This is a genomic window from Imperialibacter sp. (assembly GCF_040222385.1).
Classification (GTDB): Bacteria; Bacteroidota; Bacteroidia; order Cytophagales; family Cyclobacteriaceae; genus Imperialibacter.
This window is the reverse complement of the sequence record NZ_JAVKDF010000004.1, coordinates 90,829-110,900: the sequence shown is the minus strand read 5'-3', so window position 1 is coordinate 110,900 and position 20,072 is coordinate 90,829. Positions and strand designations below refer to the sequence as shown.

Annotated in this window: 15 protein-coding genes; 8 read left to right on the top strand and 7 right to left on the bottom strand. The window is 45.9% G+C overall.

The features are described from left to right. On the top strand, positions 1 to 318 hold a 318-nt coding region (locus RIG68_RS01310), incomplete at its 5' end, for a T9SS type A sorting domain-containing protein (protein ID WP_350117946.1). Between the two features lie 170 nt (positions 319 to 488). Here RIG68_RS01310 and RIG68_RS01305 read toward each other — a convergent pair. The 3 genes from RIG68_RS01305 to RIG68_RS01295 form a co-directional block, all read right to left on the bottom strand. Further along, complete coding sequence (locus RIG68_RS01305) at positions 489 to 833, bottom strand: translation initiation factor (protein WP_152000953.1); 345 nt, start codon at positions 831 to 833, stop codon at positions 489 to 491. 17 nt (positions 834 to 850) lie between these two features. Then, positions 851 to 1,690: a universal stress protein gene (locus tag RIG68_RS01300; RefSeq protein WP_152000952.1), complete on the bottom strand. Its 840-nt coding sequence runs from the start codon at positions 1,688 to 1,690 to the stop codon at positions 851 to 853. 87 nt (positions 1,691 to 1,777) lie between these two features. Continuing rightward, positions 1,778 to 2,674 (bottom strand): 1,4-dihydroxy-2-naphthoate polyprenyltransferase, encoded by an 897-nt coding sequence (locus tag RIG68_RS01295; RefSeq protein ID WP_350117944.1) that lies wholly within the window; start codon positions 2,672 to 2,674, stop codon positions 1,778 to 1,780. A gap of 124 nt (positions 2,675 to 2,798) precedes the next feature. Between RIG68_RS01295 and RIG68_RS01290 the strand changes: the two genes are divergently transcribed. Continuing rightward, positions 2,799 to 4,175, top strand: a complete 1,377-nt coding sequence (locus RIG68_RS01290; protein WP_350117942.1) for a glycosyl hydrolase — start codon at positions 2,799 to 2,801, stop codon at positions 4,173 to 4,175. Positions 4,176 to 4,257: 82 nt separating this feature from the next. On the opposite strand, the gene RIG68_RS01285 is transcribed toward RIG68_RS01290, so the two are convergent. Beyond that, positions 4,258 to 5,625, bottom strand: a complete 1,368-nt coding sequence (locus RIG68_RS01285) for a Gfo/Idh/MocA family protein (protein ID WP_350117940.1) — start codon at positions 5,623 to 5,625, stop codon at positions 4,258 to 4,260. Positions 5,626 to 5,856: 231 nt separating this feature from the next. Between RIG68_RS01285 and RIG68_RS01280 the strand changes: the two genes are divergently transcribed. Then, positions 5,857 to 6,804: a gliding motility protein GldB-related protein gene (locus RIG68_RS01280; protein WP_350117938.1), complete on the top strand. Its 948-nt coding sequence runs from the start codon at positions 5,857 to 5,859 to the stop codon at positions 6,802 to 6,804. Between the two features lie 244 nt (positions 6,805 to 7,048). Here the strand turns inward: RIG68_RS01280 and RIG68_RS01275 are convergent, their stop codons facing one another. Both RIG68_RS01275 and argS read right to left on the bottom strand, forming a co-directional pair. Then, positions 7,049 to 7,555 (bottom strand): glutathione peroxidase, encoded by a 507-nt coding sequence (locus RIG68_RS01275; RefSeq protein ID WP_350117936.1) that lies wholly within the window; start codon positions 7,553 to 7,555, stop codon positions 7,049 to 7,051. 91 nt (positions 7,556 to 7,646) lie between these two features. Further along, positions 7,647 to 9,434 carry an arginine--tRNA ligase gene (argS, locus tag RIG68_RS01270; protein WP_350117934.1) on the bottom strand — a complete coding sequence of 596 codons (1,788 nt, stop codon included), beginning with the start codon at positions 9,432 to 9,434 and terminating at the stop codon, positions 7,647 to 7,649. 263 nt (positions 9,435 to 9,697) lie between these two features. On the opposite strand from argS, the gene RIG68_RS01265 reads away from it, so the two are divergent. From RIG68_RS01265 to RIG68_RS01245, 5 genes are all read left to right on the top strand, one after another. Next, the gene (locus tag RIG68_RS01265; RefSeq protein WP_350117932.1) at positions 9,698 to 9,934 is read left to right on the top strand and encodes a hypothetical protein; all 237 of its coding nucleotides are present in this window, start codon (positions 9,698 to 9,700) and stop codon (positions 9,932 to 9,934) included. A gap of 285 nt (positions 9,935 to 10,219) precedes the next feature. Then, entirely contained in the window at positions 10,220 to 11,140 is a 921-nt protein-coding gene (locus RIG68_RS01260) for a DUF6624 domain-containing protein (protein ID WP_350117930.1), read from the top strand. Between the two features lie 542 nt (positions 11,141 to 11,682). Continuing rightward, entirely contained in the window at positions 11,683 to 14,952 is a 3,270-nt protein-coding gene (locus RIG68_RS01255; RefSeq protein WP_350117929.1) for a hypothetical protein, read from the top strand. Continuing rightward, positions 14,933 to 16,891, top strand: coding sequence for a DUF3858 domain-containing protein (locus RIG68_RS01250; protein WP_350117927.1), 1,959 nt, complete (start codon positions 14,933 to 14,935; stop codon positions 16,889 to 16,891). Before RIG68_RS01255 ends, RIG68_RS01250 begins: the two co-directional genes overlap by 20 nt. Position 16,892: 1 nt before the next feature. After that, positions 16,893 to 18,860, top strand: a complete 1,968-nt coding sequence (locus RIG68_RS01245) for a DUF3857 domain-containing protein (protein ID WP_350117925.1) — start codon at positions 16,893 to 16,895, stop codon at positions 18,858 to 18,860. Between the two features lie 137 nt (positions 18,861 to 18,997). Here RIG68_RS01245 and RIG68_RS01240 read toward each other — a convergent pair whose 3' ends face one another. Next, positions 18,998 to 19,768, bottom strand: coding sequence for a transglutaminase-like domain-containing protein (locus RIG68_RS01240; RefSeq protein WP_350117923.1), 771 nt, complete (start codon positions 19,766 to 19,768; stop codon positions 18,998 to 19,000). Between the last annotated feature and the right edge of the window lie 304 nt (positions 19,769 to 20,072).

The window sequence follows — 20,072 nt, the reverse complement described above, 5'->3', positions numbered from 1 at the left end:
GTTACTGCTGAGGATGGCAGCACGCAGGAGTGGACAGTAACGGTGACGGTCGAAGAGGGAACAAAAACAGGTATTCCCGAGGTGTTTGCAAACCTCAGTGTTTACCCTAATCCAACTGTCGATAAAGTACATATTTCGGGCTTAGTTATTGGAACCGAGCTGCGCTTAATAAACATGAGTGGGACAGTGATTAACCTGGTTAGCCAAAGCCTGCATGACACAGAATCCATCAGTTTGGCTGGCCTGACCGGAGGGGTGTATGTACTGCAGGTCTCAACCGAAGGGAAAGTAAAATCCTACAGAATCATCAAAGAGTAATTCCACAACGACAACGAAAGGGCGGCAGCATAAGTCCCTTTCATCAGTAAACCGGCCATCTGGTCGATGGTTCACTGGTTTATGCGATCAAATTCCCTTCGGGGAAAAATAAAACCCCGGCATTGTGTGCCGGGGTTTTTATGTTTTACAACATATTTTAAGCAATAACTCTAAGCTCCTTTCACCTGATAGCCTTGCTTCCTGAGAAACTCAGCAACCTTGGGCCTTAAATCTCCCTGAATCAAAATCTCGCCATCTTTCACACTGCCGCCAGTGCCACAGTAGGCTTTCAATTTTTTACCAAGTGTCTCCAGGTCAGCATTGGTTCCAATGAAGTTCTTCACAAGCGTTACCTGCTTTCCTCCCCGGCCCTTGTTCTCATAAAAGATTTTCAGCACCTGCTGATTGGCCGGCAGCGTATCCGCCTCTTCCTCCTGATCCGTGGTATAATCAAAGTCCGACGCAGTGGAGTATACAATTCCTACCCTGTCCTTATGGCTGTTCTTTTTCGACATGAACTAAACCTTCTCTATTATTTATGAAGGCGGTAGGTCCATACTGGTCTTTCAGCATGATTAACTACGTCCTCTGCAATACTTCCAAGGAAGAATCGACCAATACCGGTCCGGCCACTGGTGCCCATGGCAATCATATCTGCCTTTATATCACCAGCATAGTGCATGATCCCTTCGTCAGCATTCAAATCATTGTAAATGCTTCTTGAGGTGTTTTCAAGTCCGTATTTCTTAATGAAAGCATCCATGGCGATAATATCGTCGTGAGATGGATGGAAGTCATGAGGGGTGTTCACTTTTACAACATGAAGTTTGGCACCGAAAAATGTTTGAACCAGTTTAAGCTGCTCAATCAAAGCAGGTTGATCTTCAGTGAAATCGGAAGCAAACACAATGTCTTTAATGTCAATCGTCACAGGTCTTTTTAAAGTAATCACCGGGCAGGTAGCATGACGAACCATTTTCTCGGCGTTGGAGCCAACCGTCAGCTCGTCGATTCCGGAAGAGCCTGAAGTTCCCATTACCAGCAAATCAACATTGCTGTCGTTGATTTCATGGGTCAAAACCTGGAAAGGGTTGCCAGAATGAATATGTGTTTCCACCGTTACTCCCGACACGCTCGCAGCAAGCTCAGCCAATCTTCTTTCGGAGCTTTCTATCAGCTTGATGGTGAATATTTTCTCCATTGGGTCGTCACTTTCGACTTCACCGGTTACATGAAGAGCAGAACTACTGGGCACTTCAAGCACATGAACGAGTTTGATTTTGGCAGAAGCTTTTTTAGCAATAACAGCTGCAAAGTCTAAAGCATATTTGGCTTGTTTTGAAAAGTCGGTTGGAACGAGGATATTCTTCATGTCGTAAAAATTGTAATGTTAGAATGAACCTAAAAATAGTAAATACCTCAGCATTTACTAAGCTTTTTAAACAAACTGGCAACTGATTTAAATCAGAATGCCTATTCCGAAGGTGATGACAAAAAGCATTGTGCTCAAAGCCATCATTTTTAAAAATGGGTCGAGCTGCATTGGATCTTCTATGGTTTGCACTCCCCTGCCCACTTTCCAGAAGAGTGGCAAGCTGACGAGAAACAGCCAGCTGGTGTAGCCTCCGGCATTTTGTAAAACGTACATGGCACCGCAAAAAAGACCCGCCGTTAGCAGTATCCAATGGTAAATAACAGCCTTTGACCTACCAATACGCACAGGTATGGAATATTTTCCAGCCGCTTTATCGCTTTCTATGTCCCGAATATTGTTCACATTGAGCACACCTACAGAGAAAAACCCAACAGACAAAGCCGGAAGCAGTACAGGCCAGTCAATGGTTTGGGTGTGCAAAAAATAAGAGCCGCCCACTCCCACCAAGCCAAAGAAAATAAGTACAGAAATATCGCCCAGGCCGGCATAGCCATACGGTCGCTTTCCGTTGGTGTAGCCTATGGCTGCCAGGATGCATAGTATGCCCAGCCCGAGGAAAATAAGCAGAAGTTTCAGCTCGGATCCAAGTGCAGTCCACAACAATGCCAGTCCGCTGGCAAATGAAAGAAGCGCAGTGATGACCATTGCCCTTTTCATTGTCGCCGGCGTTATTTGCCCCGATTGCACTGCCCGGCTGGGGCCTTTGCGGTCACCTTTGTCGGCTCCATGGATTGAGTCGCCGTAGTCGTTGGCCAGATTAGAAAGAATTTGGAGCAGCAAAGTGGTAAGAGCCGCCAGCCACCATACTGACCAGCGAAACTGGCCATTGGCTGCAGCCAGAAACGAGCCCATAGCGATGACCGAAAGCGCCAGTGGCAACGTGCGAAGCCTGAAGGCCGAAATCCAGGGTTTGATTTGCATGAGACAAAGGTAAGGAGGAATTGGGAAATTGTTCGACTTGCCAGGCAAAGTCGAGTCATCCTGTCATTTCCCGTTTTTAGATTCCACATAACAATATGTAACTTACCTCCTAACACTTTGGTTTATGAAACTGATTCCATTAGCCCTTCTTTGTCTCGGCTTATCCATTTATTGTTCCCGGGCATTGGGTCAGGTCGATCCGGATGCTTCTGACAAAACCTTTCATCTCTACGAAAACCTGCGAAGGGTACAAGCCAGCAACCAATTCCTTTTCGGTCAGGAGTTTTTCAACAGCTTCAGTTACGCTTCTGGTTCAGCCCACGGAGACAAGGAATCATCGGACAGTAAAGACGTCACAGGGACACACCCTGCTGTATTAGGGTCCGATTTTCACTACTATTTGGAGAAATCGGAAGGAGAAAGACGCTACCACACAGAGGCTGTGAAATGGGCTTACCAGCAAGGCTATGTCATCACTTACGATTGGCACCTCAGTGCCAGGGGCACTAACAGCTATGAATATAAGGATGATGTGAAAGACCTTGTGAGCAATATTGTGGATGACCTGAACGGCGACAAAGACTGGTACCTGGGAGAACTCGACAAAGTAATTGACATTATCAATAACGAGCTGGTGGTCGATGGTGAAAACATCCCCATCGTTTTCCGGCCCCTGCACGAAATGAATGGCGGCTGGTTTTGGTGGGGCAGCAAAGCCACTACTCCGCAAACTTACAAGGCCCTTTACCGGCTCACGCAACAGTACATTGAAGAACGGACGAACACCGTGCTCTTTGCCTGGTCGCCCAACAATCCGGTCGATTTCAATTACTACCCTGGCGACGACTATGTCGACATCGTGGGAGTAGATGCGTATGAAGTCACTATATCCGGCCTCCGTAATATATTGGCCCCTATTGTCGACTACTCATTTGCCAGCGGCAAAGTAGCAGTGTTTACAGAAACTGGCAACCGAACCAACGGAGGGGTCTCCAACGGAGATGATGCAGCCCGATACTGGCTGGATACAATATTGCCTGCCATCACAGGAGACCCAACCGGCCGATCCCAAAACATCGCCTGGGTGCTTACCTGGATCAATGCGGCCTGGTCGTTTCCTTACGTGCCCTACGCCAATAGCAGCAAGGCTGCAAAAGCAAGCTTCATTGCCTTCCAAAGTTCATCAGCGGCTATTTTTGGCAATGAAATGCCCGACATGTACAGGTTCTATGATGTGACTGCCGTAGCAGACAATAGATCAAATGAAGACGTCCAGCTTTTTCCCATGCCTGTCACCAGCGAGCTTACTATCCGGCTGTCAGGATTTGAAAGCCAGTCTATGGTGAAAATATATGACCTGAGAGGACAGCTGGTGCATGAGTTGACTACCGAAGGCAATGAAATGACTGTTCACACAGAAGGGCTGCTATCAACTGGAGTCTATTTACTAAGTGCTACCGACTCAAGGAAAACGGTGAGCAGGAAGGTGGTGGTGAATTAATCATACTAAACCCCTCCAAGGGTTCAAAACCTCTTGGAGGGGTTGCAAGAAAAAGGGGCTCATCGCCCCTATTCTATTTATGTCAAACCTTCTTAGGATCAGGATGCACCCACGGATTTCTGTAGGCCCTTTGTAACTTCTGAGTGGCTTCAGCATCGCCCGGTACGGTCATTGTTTTGGGATCGTACGACAGCGGCCTTCCCAACTCCATCGAAATATTGGCCAGGATACAGCTTGCCGTAGAGATATGCCCTTCCTCAATGTCGGCCACGGGTCTGCTTTTCTTATCAATTGCATTCAGGAAGTCAAGCATATGCAATCTGGTGGCAGGGGCGGCATTTAATTCAATGCGCTCTTCTGTCAAATCTTCAGGATACTTTTCTCTTTCATACACCACATCCTTGTGGATCTTTTCTCCATCGCCCACAGGCACAAAATCATATTGCATGGTGCTGGCAGAAAGCGTGCCTTTGTCGCCATATAGTTTGAATGACCATGGGTATTGCGGGTCAGCCGGTGTACCCCAGGTGCGGTGCGTCCACACGCAGTTCAACTCTGGATATTCGAAATTGGCCACCTGTGTGTCTGCTATATTCGATTTTGCATCTTTCTGGACAAAAATGCCTCCATTGGCACTAATTTTCGTTGGCCAGCCCAGCTTCAGCATCCAGCGAACAGTGTCGAGCATATGCACGCACATATCACCAGTAACGCCGTTGCCATACTCCATAAACGCTCTCCACCAGCGGATATGAGGAATGCCATCATAAGGACGAAGGGGCGCAGGGCCAGTCCACATTTCGTAATCAAGAAAATCAGGCACTGGCTCTAGCGGTGGGTTCGAATTGTTGCGCATGGCAAAATAGCAGCACATTTCTACATGACGAATAGTCCCAAGCAAACCTGCGTCTACAATGTTTTTCTTAGCGTCAATTAAGTGTGGGGTGCTCTTGCGCTGGGTGCCCACTTGCACCACCTTGTTGTATTTTCTGGCGGCCGCTACCATGGCTTCACCTTCCAGCACATCGACGCTGATGGGCTTCTGCACGTACACATGGGCGCCTGCTTTTACAGCGTCAATCATCTGCAAGGCATGCCAGTGATCGGGCGTGCCAATCAGCACAATGTCAAGCTCGTTTTCCGAAAGCAGCTTGCGGTAGTCGCCGTACAGCTTCGGCTTCTTGCCCGACTTCTGACGCTTGCTGACCAGGTCAGCCGCAGCGTTCAGCATGTTTTTGTCTACATCGCACAAGGCAACTACCTCCACAGGGGCTACCTGTATCAACCTAAAAAGGTCGCTCTTTCCATACCAGCCTGTTCCTATTAGCGCTACCCTAAAAGGCTTTTGTGGATTGATGAGATCGATACCCCGGAACCCAAAAGTGGACAATGCCAGGGTTGCCGAGGCCCCTTTAAGAAAATGCCGGCGATTGATGTTAAAAGTATTCATTTAAGTAGGTGTTTATTTAAAACGCAAAAAGGAAACTTGGCATGGCGGCATCAATGAAACCGTTATCCCTTATCTATATAGTTAGAAAATAAGTAAGAAAAAAGTACAGTTGGGCTTATCGGACATCAGCAAGGCTGAAGGGAAAGACAAGGCTGTTTTTGAATAGCAAAGAAACTATTAGAAAAAAGAGATGTCTTTTGATTGCAACGTTTAACAATAGTTATTTTTTACATGAGAAAGCTACTTTTTAACCTATACATCAACACTTTCGTCATCTTGTTTCTGGGTACCCTCAGCATTGGCTGTGGCGTATCAAAAAAGATGTACGCCAGCAAAAAACCAGAAGCAGCTCAGATGGTCACCTCTGACATCGATCACTTCTGGAGTGCCTTCGACAAGGATAGTGGCAAAAACCAGGCGATGACTTACGAAACCCAATATTTGAACAAAGCCAGCGCCGGGCTAAAAAGCTTCATCAAGTTGCGGATAGGGAATGCCAACAACCTGACAAAGGCTATTTATGAGAACAGGGAGCAATATGAGAACATAAGAACGGGCAGCCAGGCACTTGCATCGAAGGAAGATGAAATAAGAAGCTACTTCAGCAAGTTGGGCGCACTGTACCCAAAAACCATTTTTCCTGATGTGTATTTTCTGATAGGAAGAAACAATTCCGGCGGTACCATATCGGCCAAAGGGCTACTGATTGGCGTAGAGATGTATGAGGACTCCGACATGATCCCGGAAGTAGTTGTTCATGAGTTGATCCACTACCAGCAGAGGTACTATTTCAAGCTGAAGTCATTCACCCTTTTGGAGCAATCGATCAAAGAAGGTAGCGCTGATTTCGTTTGCGAGTTGGTGACTGGCACTCGCCCTTACAAAGAAATTTATCAGTATGGAAACGCTCATGAGGGCGAACTGAAGGCAGAGTTTCAGAAAATCATGCACAGAAAATGGAAAGAGGGCTGGAATGGCTGGATGTATGGCGGAGCCAAAGACGGCAGGCCCGATGACCTGGGATATTGGATGGGCTACCAGATTGTGAAGGCGTATTATGACAAGTCGGAAGACAAGAAAAAAGCTGTGAAGGAAATGCTAACCATTCGAAACTTTGAGCGGTTTGTAGAGAAGAGCGGGTATTTTGAAGAGGAGCAGTTGGCCGCAGATCTTCGGTGACTGCATGCGATTTGTAACGCAAACCCTCACATGACCGTCTTTGCGAGGGACGTGTCCAAATCCTGATTCTGTAAAAAGTGGTCGAGTGACGAAGCAATCTGCCAACTACGAAGCGGTATCCTACCTAGCAGATTGCTTGTCCGCCAACCGGCGGATCGCAATTACCGGCTGGTGGTGTTGAGACTTCGAATCGGTGTCTGACGGCCGCCAACGGCTTTGCCTTTGCTGCCGTGCCGACACCGCCTTACAACAACCCAGTCACCTGCTCGTCCATCGGGTTGACAGCTGAGGGGAAAAACTGAACCACCTTGCCATTTTCATCAATCAGGTACTTGCAGAAATTCCAGGTAGGCACCTTGCCAGTCTGCTTCTCCAGCCAGGCATACAACGGCGCCCGATCTTTACCGATCACATCGATTTTCTCAAAAAGCTGGAAGCTGACGCCGTAGTTCTTTTTGCAAAACTGGGCAATTTGCAAGTTGGAGCCTGGCTCCTGTCCACCAAAGTTGTTGGCCGGAAAGCCCAGCACGGTCACCTTGCCGCCAAACTGCTCATGCAGTGCCTGCAGGTCTTCGTACTGAGGGGTGTAGCCGCATTCTGATGCGGTGTTCACAATGAGCACCTTCTGGCCTTTGTATTTGGAGAAGTCAATGGTTTCGCCATCGATAGAGGCCATTTTGAAGTCGTAGAAGGAGCTTTGTGCCATAGCTGCGGAAGAAAGAAGAATGAGAAGGTAGAGTAGTTTTTTCATGGTGATGATTTTATTCAACTGTCAAAAGTAACATTTGGCATCTATTGGAGATGCCTGCCTGCGCAGGCATGACGTTCGCTTTCAAGTAAAATCACATCCTATCCGGAACGTCTATTCCCAATAACCCCATTCCAGTCTTAATTGTTCTGGCAACTACAAGAGACAGCATCACCCGCAGCTTCACCTTGTCCTGGTTGTCTTCATTGAAGATGGAATGCTCGGTATAGAACCTGTTGTACTCCTTGGCCAGCTCAAACACATAATTGGCGACTACCGCAGGATTTAACTCTTCCGCCGCCACTCTCACTTTGTCAGGGAAGTCGGCTATCACACGGATCACTTCAGCTTCGAGGGTTTCAAGCTCCAATGCTGCCGGATCGAAACCCTTCAGTTCGATACTCAGCTGCTCTGCCTTTCGCAAAATCGCCGTGATACGGGCGTGGGTATACTGCACAAAGGGGCCGGTATGCCCATGAAACTCTACAGACTCCTGTGGATTGAAGAGCATTCTTTTCTTAGGGTCTACCTTTAGCAGGTAGTACTTCAAGGCACCAAGCGCCAGCGTATTGTAAAGCTCTTTGGCTTCTGTTTCTGTGAAACCTTCTATTTTACCGAGCTCGGTGGTGTGCTTCTCTGCGGTATCCAGCATTTCCTGGATCAGCTCATCGGCATCCACCACGGTGCCCTCCCGGCTTTTCATTTTACCCGACGGCAAGTCCACCATGCCATACGACAGGTGATAAAGCCCATCGGCATAGCTGCGACCCAACCTTTTCAGAATACTGAACAGCACCTTGAAATGGTAGTCCTGCTCGTTGCCCACCACGTAGATGGACTTGTTGAACGGGTAGTCGGCATACTTCATATCGGCGGTACCCAGGTCCTGGGTCATGTACACCGACGTGCCATCCGAGCGGAGTACCAATTTGTGGTCCAGTCCTTCTTCGGTAAGATCGGCCCAAACAGAGCCATCCTCTTTTTTGTAGAACACACCTTTAGCAAGGCCTTCGTCTACTATGTCTTTGCCCAGCAGATATGTATTCGACTCCTGGTACATCTTGTCGAAACTCACGCCCATTGCCTTATAAGTGGCGTCAAAGCCTTCGTACACCCAGCCGTTCATTATTTCCCAAAGAGACACCGTCTCGGGGTCATTCTCCTCCCACTGCTTCAGCACCGTTTGCGCTTCCAGAATAAGCGGTGCCTTTTTCTTGGCCGCTTCTTCATCTATTCCCTGTGCTTTGAGCACCTCAATTTCTTTCTTGTATTCCTTATCGAAAATTACATAGTACTTACCTATCAGGTGATCACCTTTCAGCCCTGCTGACTCAGGTGTTTCACCATTCCCCCATTTGCTATAGGCCAGCATCGACTTGCAGATATGAATGCCCCTATCGTTCACAAGGTTTACCTTGAACACCTCGTAGCCATGGGCATGAAGTATGCGGGAAGTGGAGTCGCCCAGGAAATTGTTACGCAGGTGGCCAAGGTGAAGCGGCTTGTTGGTGTTGGGCGAAGAAAACTCCACCATCACTTTGCCACCGTGAGGCGGTGCAATGCCGAAAGATGGGTTCGTGAATACTTCTGAGAGTGTTTTGCCCCAGAGCGTGTCACTCATGGTCACATTAAGAAATCCCTTCACCACATTGTAGGCCGACACCACGCCAACGTGAGCCACCAGGTAGTCGCCCAGCAGCTTACCTGCTTCTTCAGGGTTCTTGCCCGTTACTTTCAGGTAGGGAAAAGTGACAAAGGTATGTGAGCCTTCAAATTCCTTTCTGGTAGGTTGAAAAGCAACGTCGTCTGCCGCTAGCTCGTGGTTAAATACTTCTTTGAAGGCCTGTGAAATGCCTTCCTTCAACTGCTCCTCTAAATTCATCTGTGATCGCTCGGACATGGGCCTTCTGAAAGGCCGTTTCTAAAATGCTGTGCAAAGGTACAGGTAGTGGGAGAATGATACAATGGAAGTTGAGTAAAAGCCGGGTGACCGCCATGGAAAATGCAGTTTGGATCATTTACTGTTTTTACCGCCGTCAAAAATCAGTTAGATTCACTTAATGATACAATGGGAATATGGGCCGGTTCATTTTCAGATGTGCGACTCAGAAATCTTCTGATTGCATAATTCTGTAACTTTACTGTATGGACGCAGCTGAGAAAAAAATATTGAATAATTACTTTGGCCTTCTGGAACGGATGAACCCGTCTATGAAGCTCAACCTTATTGACCGGCTCACAGCTTCTATAAAATCCCGGACTTCATCCAAATCGAAGATTCGTTCTTCATTTGGAGCTTGGGATTCTGAACAATCTGCAGATGAACTCATAGATGAACTCAGAACCAGCAGGAACACCAACCGCCAGATTGAAGAGCTTTGAAGTACTTGCTGGACACCAATATTTAGATAGGTTCAGTACACACGGATGCTGGCTTGTAAAGACACCCGCCAGAACCAGGCAACTACAAAAATAGTCACAATCTGACTAAGAAATTAGTTGATAACTATATCTTAGCATTTCATGTGCATATAATTTGTTTTTCAGCGGCCACATGGAATAGCTTTTACCACTGGAGAATGAATATTTAGCTTTTCGATCCACTTATTCATCTCCGTTGGGTATGGCCCTCCTTATGGCTATTTCATCAACACAAGACCTCCAGCTATGAAGTTACTTTTAACACTTGTCATTTGCACTATTGTCTTACCTCTCCAGGCTCAAACGTTCGACGAGTTGATTGGCAATGGGAGCAAACTCTACGATGAAAAGCAATACGTTGAATCAAGCACCGCATACGACAAGGCGTTTGCATTAAAAGAGGGCACGGCCAGTCAATACTACAATGCGGCATGTGCGTGGGCCCTGGCTGACAATGCAGCACAGGCGACAAAATATCTTGACCTGGCGGCAGACAAAGGCTGGAAAAACGTAAAACATGCCCAGAGAGACAAAGACCTGATATCCTTACATACTCATCAAAACTGGGAAGCGACTTTAGCGAAGATGCAAGCCAATCTGGACGAGTATGAAAAAGACTTTGACAAACCCTTAAAGGAGCAGCTGGAAAAAATATACGTCAAAGACCAGACACTGAGACAGCTGTATGTGGATGCAGAAGAGAAATTCGGGAAGGGTTCTGATGAAATGAAGTATTTCTGGCAGTTGGTTGCCGAGCAAGACAGCCTTAATGAGGCGGAAGTGGTAAAAATTATTGAAGAACGAGGTTGGGTGGGCATACCGCTGGTGGGAGGACAAGCCAATATCACCCTGTGGCTTGTGATTCAGCATGCCCCACTCGAAACCCAGGAGAGATACCTGCCTTTGCTGAAAGCATCGGTATTAAAAGGAGAATCGAGTGGCAGCCACCTGGCGCTGTTGGAGGACAGGATCCAGATGCGCAACGGCCAACCACAGACATATGGCTCCCAAATAACCAGTGACAAGGAGAGCGGGCAGCAAATAGTGTATGAGGTAAAAGACCCCGAGTACGTGAACCAGAGAAGAAAGGAAGTGGGCCTCGGCCCCATTCAGGAATATGTGAAACGCTGGGGCATAGAATGGACGGTGGAGCAAAAAGAGAAATGACCGTCAGCCTGTAAAATGCCTTCCAGGAACTGCTCCTCTAAATTCATCTGTGATCGCTCGGGCATGAGCCTTCTGAAAGGTCGTTTCTAAGATACCTTAGAAAGGTGCGGTAGTAGGAGATTGATACAATGGATGGCGGGTAAAAGCAAGAGCTTCTTGTGGGAAACTCAATTGATTTGGCTGGCAAATAACCTCAGTAAGGTAAAATATCCTGACGCCAATCCCAAGAGGCGAACCACGCAAATAGTAACCACACAAATTGACTGAAAGAAGGTAAAACTCAACTCCCTTCCACTGCCTTCAATATACCATAGAATGTCTTTTCCTGTGCCCACACGCACAGCAACTACAATTTGTATATCATGCTAGCTTTGGTTAAATCGGAAATAACTTTAGCGTTAGTAACCCTGTGTGAACGATTGTTTCAGATCATTATTTCCCATTAGCACTCAGCTATGGCCTTGAGTTGCGCAATAAAAACAAGGGATAAAAATCATTTTTCAATAAAAAAAGTTACTTTCCAAACAGAAAAATAACGACCAATGCTTAGACACCAGCCAATAGTTTTCCTGCTGCTGATGCCGATTTTCGGGCAGGCCCAAAACGACACACTTCCCCTGATAAAGCCACTGGAAATTTTTGAAAAGGTCAGAGAGTTCCGTAGCAATGAAGACTATGCTGGCGCCGTCGAATTATTAAAGCATATACCCGAAAACGACACAAGCTATTTTCTTGCCCAAGCCGAACTGCTTGTTACTTACGGAGCGGCAAATGACATTAATCCTGCCAAAGCATTGGGCGCACGTCTTACGGCGACAAACAACGAGTACAATGCCACCAATTTTTTAGAATGGGGGAATGCCTGGCTCAATGCAGGGGATGCCGAAAAAGGAGTCGAGATCTATAAAAAAGGCCTGAGCAGGTACCCCACACACCATATGATGCACAACAATATTGGTGTTGCCTACTTTAGATTAGGTCAATATGCGCTGGCCGAAGACCATTTAAAGGAATGCCTGAGCGTTAGCCCATTCTATTCCAATGCCCATATTATGCTCGCCCGCATAATGATTCTCAAAGGGTTGCGAACGAAAGCTATGCTGAGCTTAATGACCTATTTGGCGATTAATCCGGATGACAACAGCGCACTGGTAATGCTGGAAAACCTCGTTAACGGCGCAAACCGCCTGGAAGGCACCCTCGTTGCACATGAAATTAATGATGATTTTTACTCTATCGAGCTGTTGCTCAGGTCAAAAGCACCATTAGACGAGAGGTTCAAAACTTCGGTGGATTTCAATGCCTACCTCGTTAAATACAGCACGATGCTTCTCGAAAACTTAATTTACAATTCTGAAAGTGAGGATTTCTGGATGCGATTTTACGTTCCATTCTATCTCAAGTTACATAAACAGGGTCTTTCTACATTTTTCATCTACAAGCTACTTTCATCCACAAAGAATGAAAAAGTGAGCATGTGGTTAAAAAGTCACCAGAAAGAAAACGATGCCTATGTCGACTTAGCAAATAAGGAGTTGGCCAGCGCCAAATTCAGTAAAAAAATCACACTTCTCGGCGAGACAAAGATGTTCCCTGTTTGGTACTATGGCAATGGAAGAGTGAACGCCTTTGGAGAACAAGTGGATGATGACACTCGTGTTGGCCCCTGGGTAATCTATTATGACAACTGGGAGAAAAGTAGTATTGGAAAATACAGCGAAGACGGAAAGAAAATTGGAGATTGGTTTTTCTATCACAAAAACGGCGAATTGCTAAGAAAGGAAGTATACGATGAGAATGGTCGGGTGATTGAAAATGTGGTATACTATGATAACGAGGGGAGACTTTCCACTGAGGCTCCCTTTTCGGATGGCAAACTGAATGGAGAGCTCACGTACTATATGGCGTGTGGTCAGGTATCGGAAATCCAGCCTTATGAAAATGGAGCCAATACCGGTCAGGGGGTGGTTTACTACAGTAGTGGGCAAAAGTATTCCGCCATGCAAAGTCAGGATGGGTCGTTGGAAGGAACATACGACTACTACTACAAATCTGGAAATCTAAAAACGTCCTATACCTACGCAAATAATCTACGCCACGGCCCCTTTAGCAGCTTTCATCAGAATGGTTCAAAGGATGAGCACGGGGCTTTCTTCGAAGGCAATGAAACCGGAGATTGGAAAGGATTTCATGACAATGGAAAGCTAAGATTCGAAGGGGCTTTTCTGGACGGAAACAGGACTGGCGAATGGAAATTCTACAATCAGGACGGTTTGCTTACCGAAATTGAACAGTACGATCAAGAAGGCAATAGTCACGGTGACTATAAATTTTTTGACAAAAAAGGGCGCCTTTATGGCGAAGTAGTTTACTCAAAGGATCGGGTAGTAGAATACACCTACTACGATTCAGAAGGGGTTGTTATTGCACATGAAGCCGGCGTTTCAGGAAACCTGCCTTACAAAAGCTACAATGCGCTTAGACATGTGTTGGCAGAGGGAACGCTGACAAGTGGAAAGCTGAATGGCCCTCTCATCTATCGTCATTATAACGGTAAATTAAGCCAGCAAGGCAAGGCCGTCGACAACAGCTGGGACGGAGAATTTAAAAGCTTTTATGAAAATGGGCAGGTGAGGGAGCACAACACTTATTCTGACAAAAAGGCTAACGGCTACTATCGGGAATACTATATTAACGGAAAGGTAAAATCAGAAGGCTGGCAGCAGGATGATATGCCCGTTCAGACATGGCATTACTACTACCCGGATGGCACGTTGGAACGTGAATCGTATTACCTGAAAGGTGAACTTCATGGTCCGGTACGTGAATATGACTTCAAAGGGAGGTCTTTCAGTGAATACACTTATGATCAGGGCATATTGGAAAAAATTGTACTCTATGACACGCTTGGATCACCCTTCTATAATACCCATTTGAAGAATGGCTCCGGCACCTATGAGCTTCAATATATTAGTGGAAAAATTCGGCAAAAATCCGAAAGCGTCTGCGGTGAATACACAACCGATGTGTTGGTATACGCCTCTGATGGGCGTGTGACAACAAAAATCCCTATCAAAAATGCAGAATACAACGGCACCTACGAATTTTTTGGATCGGAGGGGAAGCTGAAGGTTACCGGCAACTACCTTAACAACAAACAGTCCGGATTATGGACATGGTACGACGACAACGGCTCAGTGTCCTCCACAACTGAATTTCTAAATGGTTTAAGGAACGGAAAAAGCATTCATTATTACGAAAACGGCAAGGTGGAGTCGGAATGTTCCTACAAAAATGGCGTGAGAGAGGGAAGCTGCCATTATTACAGCATGAACGGTACACTACAGGTAGAAAAAGTTTACGACAATGACCATGTGGTGGGTTATCGACACCTCCTGCCCGATGGAAATATTAGTCAAATATTCCCATTCGATCCGTCTGGAGATTTTACACTCAAGGCCTATTTCCCCAACAAGGAACTAAGTTGTTTGCAGGAGTATAAAGACGGACTGATCCACGGGTCGCTGAAATATTATGAAACTAACGGAACCGTTCAGGAAGAAGGGCATTACTCGCATGGAGAGTTGTCGGGACCATACAGACATTTCTTTGCAAACGGTCAACTTAGTAGTGAGTCACATTACAAGTACGATGAATTGGAAGGTGTTCAGAAGTTTTTCTTTCCAAATGGTAAGTTACGCAAGGTCGTAAACTGGCATATGGGTAAACAAAATGGTGAAGAGATTGTGTTTTCTGCTGACGGCAAGGTGAAAAAAAGAAATTACTACTGGAATGATGAATTATACCAATAAGCTTTTTATAGGTCTCTTGCTTGTAATCTTCCCAGGTGCGTTAAGCAACCTGTACGGGCAAACTGGCGATCCGGAAGCGACCTTTGCCAGGTACAAAAGCTTGTATCCCGATGAGCAGGCAATCTACCTTGTTCTTAAGCAGCATATGAATATCTCAATGGCAAATGACTCGCTGATGATTACCACGAGTCATTATGAGGAGATGCTTCATTTGGGCGAAAATTCGAAACCCTATGCGCAGGGAAAAATCTACAGCAGCTCATTTATAAGGGTTAGCCAATTGGATGCAAAAACTCTCGTTCCCGCTAAAAAGAAATATGAAGTTGAGCAAGTCAAGGAATTTAAAGAATCGTTTGACAAAGATTCTAATATATTTTACGACGACGTCAAATATATCAACTTTCTCTTTCCCGCAATCCAGCCTGGGGCAAGAACTCAACTGTCATATACCGAGACGGTTACCGATCCGCATTTTTTGGGACAATACCGACCAGCTACATTTATTCCTGTCATCGAGTCGGAGTTCGTGGTAACGGTAGATGATGGAATAGACATTAACTTTTATACCTTCCACCGATTTGAGGACATTTATTCGAGAGAAGAAAAAAGTATTGGTGGAAAGAGAATTTTTCGCTTCAGCGGCAAGAATATTCCGAAAATCAAATTTGAAGCCAATAGTCCTAGTCTAAGCTACGATGAGCCGCATTTAATTCCGGTCATCCGAAGCTTTACGTCCTCTGAAAATGAAAAGGTCAATGTATTGTCTTCGTTGCAGGATCTTTACAGCTGGTACCGGGGGTTCATTCACGACCTGAAAAAAGACGACCCGTCGATAAGGGGTATTCTTGATTCAATAGTCAACCCTGAAGATACCGAGTTAGAGAAGGTGCGGAAGGTTTTTTACTGGGTGCAGGACAACATCAAGTATATCGCATTTGAACAAGGTATGAGGGGGCTGATTCCCCACCCCGGCAGCTATGTACTCAACAACCGATATGGTGACTGCAAGGACATGTCAAGTATAATCATAAGCATGCTGCACCAACTTGGCATTGATGCCAGGTTTGTATGGATTGGGTCACGTGATCTTCCCTACAAATACTCCCAACTCCCAAGCCCGATGGTTGATAACCACATGATCGCTGCCTACCAGCACGGAAAAGAATGGATTTTTCTGGATGCCACCGGGCAGTACATTCCGTTCGGTTACCCCACTTCTATGATTCAGGGGAAGGAAGCGCTGGTGGCTGTGGAAGAAGATCACTACGAATTAGTCACAGTACCGGTGCAAACCCCCAGCGAAAGCATAATGAGCGATTCCTATACCTATTCAATTGAAAAAGGGATGGTGAAGGGAGAAGGAAAATTACAACTCACAGGCCATGCAAGAGTATTCAACGCATACAAAATGATAAAGTCCAACAAAACCAGCGTTGATAATTATGTGAACCGCCTTTTAAGCAGAGGAAGCAATAAATTCTTTGTAGATAGTTATCAAATAGCTCACCTCGACAACCGAGACGAGCCCATCGCACTCGACTACCAATTTCGAGTGGAGGACTATTACCGAACAACAGGGAATCAGATTTTTTTCAACATGAACATGGATAAGGGTATGGCGGGCAGCACCATCAAACCGGACCGGGTTCATTCTTTGGAAAACGAATATCAGTACGTGAATTCCAGCGAAGCTATTTTTAATATTCCTGAAGGCTACGCCATAAGCTTTGTTCCTCAGGACTCAGGCATAGACACTGACATTTTTAGTTATAAAATAACCTATACCCAGAAAGCAAACAGAATTGTGCAGAAGAGAGATTATCAGATTAAATACCTACAGTTGCATCCACAGCAATTTTCCGTTTGGAACGAAGCAATAAAACACTACTCCGAAAGTATGCGGCAGGTAGTCATTCTCAGTAAAAAAGAAACAGAGTAAGATGAAAAATATTTATCCCGTCAGCATATTTATTTGTTTCGTTTTCCTTTCAAACAGCTCGATGGGGCAACAGTTTGAAGAATACACATGGACGCCCGACCGAGCGCTCACCAGCTTAGATAAGGCAGAGGCAGATTTACCTTTGCTCTACCTGAAAAAAACCATTCAATACCAGTACCTGTACGAAGAAACTGAAAAAGAGCCCGTATGTTACTTTACCGACCATCAGATCATTCGGGTAAATAACGATGAAGCACTTCAGAGGGTAAACAGAATCTACATCCCTACTGAAAACATGATTGAACTTATCGACGTAAAGGCACGAACCATTACTCCTTCAGGCAAGGTTGTTTTGTTAGATGAAAGTAATATTCGTGAAGTAAAGGATGAAGAAGAGGGTGGATATCAGATTTTTGCCATCGAGGGGGCTGAAATTGGCGGCGAAGTAGAATACTTCTACACAAAAAAGATAACTGCCCGCTATTTCGGACGTGAATTTGCGCAGCTCAAATACCCTATGAAGGACTTTTCCTTCACATTGACGTGTCCTGAAAATCTTGAATTTGAATTTAGGAGCTACAATGGACTACCCCAGGTAACACAAAGCGATACATCAAAGTCATTCAATCGTTATACGCTACACGCTGATTATATTGAAGATCTCCCGGAGGAAGCTTTCTCATCGTTTGATGGCAGTCGGCAAAGGCTGGATTTCAAGCTTTCTTACAATTCCGCATCAAGTAAAAATCGACTTTTTACCTGGAACGATGCTGCGTCAAGAATCTACAATCAGATCTACAGTTTTGATCCTGCGGAGATGAAAGATGTGAAAAAACTGCTGAAAGTTGTGGGAGTGGATAAGTTGGCAACAGCGAAAGAAAAAATATCAAAGACTGAGCACTATGTCAAAACAAATTTTTACCTCAATGAAAATGCCGGCTCGGAGGCAGAAGATTTAAGCACGATACTAAGACAAAAATTTGGGAATGAAAGAGGCCTCACGATTCTCTTTGCAGCATTACTTACCGAGCTGGGTGTTAGCCATGAAATAGTACTCACGCAGTCTCGTTCGGAGGTCTACTTCGACAAAGATTTTGACACCTGGAGTTCGTTGAACGACTACGTTATTTATTTGCCTGATCTAGGCTCCTACCTCGCTCCGTATGCGTTTGAGCTTCGTCTGGGAAATATTCCATCAAACCTAACAGCCACAAACGGCCTCTACATTCGCCCAATGAAGGTAAGAGACTTCACCTACCCGGTTGCGGAAGTCAGGTGGATACCTGAACCCGATCACACCGTGGAGTTTGACAACTTATCCATCGGCGTCAGGATACCCGACGATCTCAGCGCAGCAATAATTGAGGTACAGAGAAGTTTTGGCGGGGTACAAGCATCTTATCTTAAATCTATCTATGAGTTTCTTGAGCCTGAGAAAAAGCAGGACCTTCTGGAGGAAATGATTGAATTTTTGGCAATCGATGCAGAGGTGGAAAATGTAAGTCTGGATAATAAAACATTCACCTACCAAAACTGGAATGATCCATTCGTCATAACTGCGAATTATAAGGCCCCCTCTTATCTGGAACTCGCTGGTGACATCATGCTGTTTAAAGTCGGTGAACTCATCGGGCCGCAAAGTGAGCTTTACCAGGACGAAAAGCGGATTACCAGAGTACAGAACACCAATAACAGGAGCTATTTTCGCAAAATACAAATCCATCTACCGCCTGATTTTTTGATCGAAAACGCCGACGATATTGACATGAATGTTCAGGTTGAAGAGGGCGCCAGAGTCATCTATGCTTTTAAGAGCACCCATCAACTTCATAATGCCTTATTATCCATCACCATTGACGAGTTCTATAATGAAATCTATTTCCCGCAAGAAAGATTCGAGGAATTCAGAAAAGTAGTTAATGCGGCTGCCGACTGGAACAAAGTGACCCTGGTAATGAAAAGGAAATAGCCTCTTACTGAGCTTTTTGACCACGAACTTACCACTAAGCACTTTTCACCTAAAAGATTTACTCTATTTTACCTACCGACTTAGTCGCCTCCAAAACGAAGTACTCAAGCCACTGAAGTGGCAGGTAAGTCCGCTCCCTAATCAGGGTTCTCAATCTGCTCTACACCCACAATCTGGGTAATCGGAAAAACAGCAGGGCCAAACTGGTTATAAATGGCCACATCGGCAGCATCACGGCCATAGCCCACGGCCACGTAGCCACCCTTAGTGCCTTTTTGTACCGCATCGAAGGTGTACCAATTGCCACCTACATAGGCTTCAAACCAGGCGTGCAAGTCCATTGGTTCGAGGCCATAAAGGTACCCCACCACCATGCGGGCAGGAATGCTGAGGCTGCGGCACAAAGCTATCCCAAGATGGGCAAAGTCTCTGCAAACGCCTGACTGTTGCTGATTGACTTCAGTAGCTGAAATCGGGCGACCGCTATTCCCGGAAAAATAACGGATGTTGCTGCGCAGCCAGTCTTCAATGGCCGCCACCTGGTCGTAGCCAGGAAGGCTCCCACTAGTTATGGACGTTGCCATTTCTCCAAACCTGTCGGACTCGCAATAGCGGCTTGGTAGCAGATAGCTCAGCACCTCGTTGGGCAGGTGCTGGATTTCAACAAAGGGAGCACCAGGCGCTGTGTCCACCAGATCTATGGTTTTCACATTGGCCGACGTTCGCACCACAAAATCACCCACCGGTGCCACCAGTCGCTGGCAAAGATTCTTATAGTCGTCGGTGTATTCAAACACCGGCACATACGGCAGGATGGCATATTCCTCTCTGGCAACCCATTGCTGTCCGCCGCTTCTTGGCCTGAGCATGAGAATAAAGGGAGTCGGTTCAGCTATACTGAAGGTCAATTCGCAACTGGTTCGCAACCACATGCAACGAAGATATTTAGAAAATGAAACGGTTAAGAAAAGATAAAAAGGGAGTCGGGGCGCAAATGTACGGTATATGATAGCCTGAAAAAAGCCGGACACCAATAGTAATCAAATATTAACTCAACCACTTCACTGATGCCTGCTGCTGCATTGAAATGCTCCACCTCCTTAAATCACACAAATGAGTAGGTCTTTTGCACTCTTTACACAATTGAAGTATCAAATAATGTTAACTTACGGGTTCTTTACCGGCCAAACAGCAACTTACTGTCGGCTAATG

Coding starts and splice junctions, on each gene's coding strand:
- RIG68_RS01265 (WP_350117932.1), top strand. CDS start 9,698: ATGGACGCAGCTGAGAAAAAAATATTGAATAATTACTTTGGCCTTCTG.
- argS (WP_350117934.1), bottom strand. CDS start 9,434: ATGAATTTAGAGGAGCAGTTGAAGGAAGGCATTTCACAGGCCTTCAAA.
- RIG68_RS01300 (WP_152000952.1), bottom strand. CDS start 1,690: ATGAAGAATATCCTCGTTCCAACCGACTTTTCAAAACAAGCCAAATAT.
- RIG68_RS01295 (WP_350117944.1), bottom strand. CDS start 2,674: ATGCAAATCAAACCCTGGATTTCGGCCTTCAGGCTTCGCACGTTGCCA.
- RIG68_RS01275 (WP_350117936.1), bottom strand. CDS start 7,555: ATGAAAAAACTACTCTACCTTCTCATTCTTCTTTCTTCCGCAGCTATG.
- RIG68_RS01290 (WP_350117942.1), top strand. CDS start 2,799: ATGAAACTGATTCCATTAGCCCTTCTTTGTCTCGGCTTATCCATTTAT.
- RIG68_RS01260 (WP_350117930.1), top strand. CDS start 10,220: ATGAAGTTACTTTTAACACTTGTCATTTGCACTATTGTCTTACCTCTC.
- RIG68_RS01280 (WP_350117938.1), top strand. CDS start 5,857: ATGAGAAAGCTACTTTTTAACCTATACATCAACACTTTCGTCATCTTG.
- RIG68_RS01305 (WP_152000953.1), bottom strand. CDS start 833: ATGTCGAAAAAGAACAGCCATAAGGACAGGGTAGGAATTGTATACTCC.
- RIG68_RS01250 (WP_350117927.1), top strand. CDS start 14,933: ATGATGAATTATACCAATAAGCTTTTTATAGGTCTCTTGCTTGTAATC.
- RIG68_RS01245 (WP_350117925.1), top strand. CDS start 16,893: ATGAAAAATATTTATCCCGTCAGCATATTTATTTGTTTCGTTTTCCTT.
- RIG68_RS01255 (WP_350117929.1), top strand. CDS start 11,683: ATGCTTAGACACCAGCCAATAGTTTTCCTGCTGCTGATGCCGATTTTC.
- RIG68_RS01285 (WP_350117940.1), bottom strand. CDS start 5,625: ATGAATACTTTTAACATCAATCGCCGGCATTTTCTTAAAGGGGCCTCG.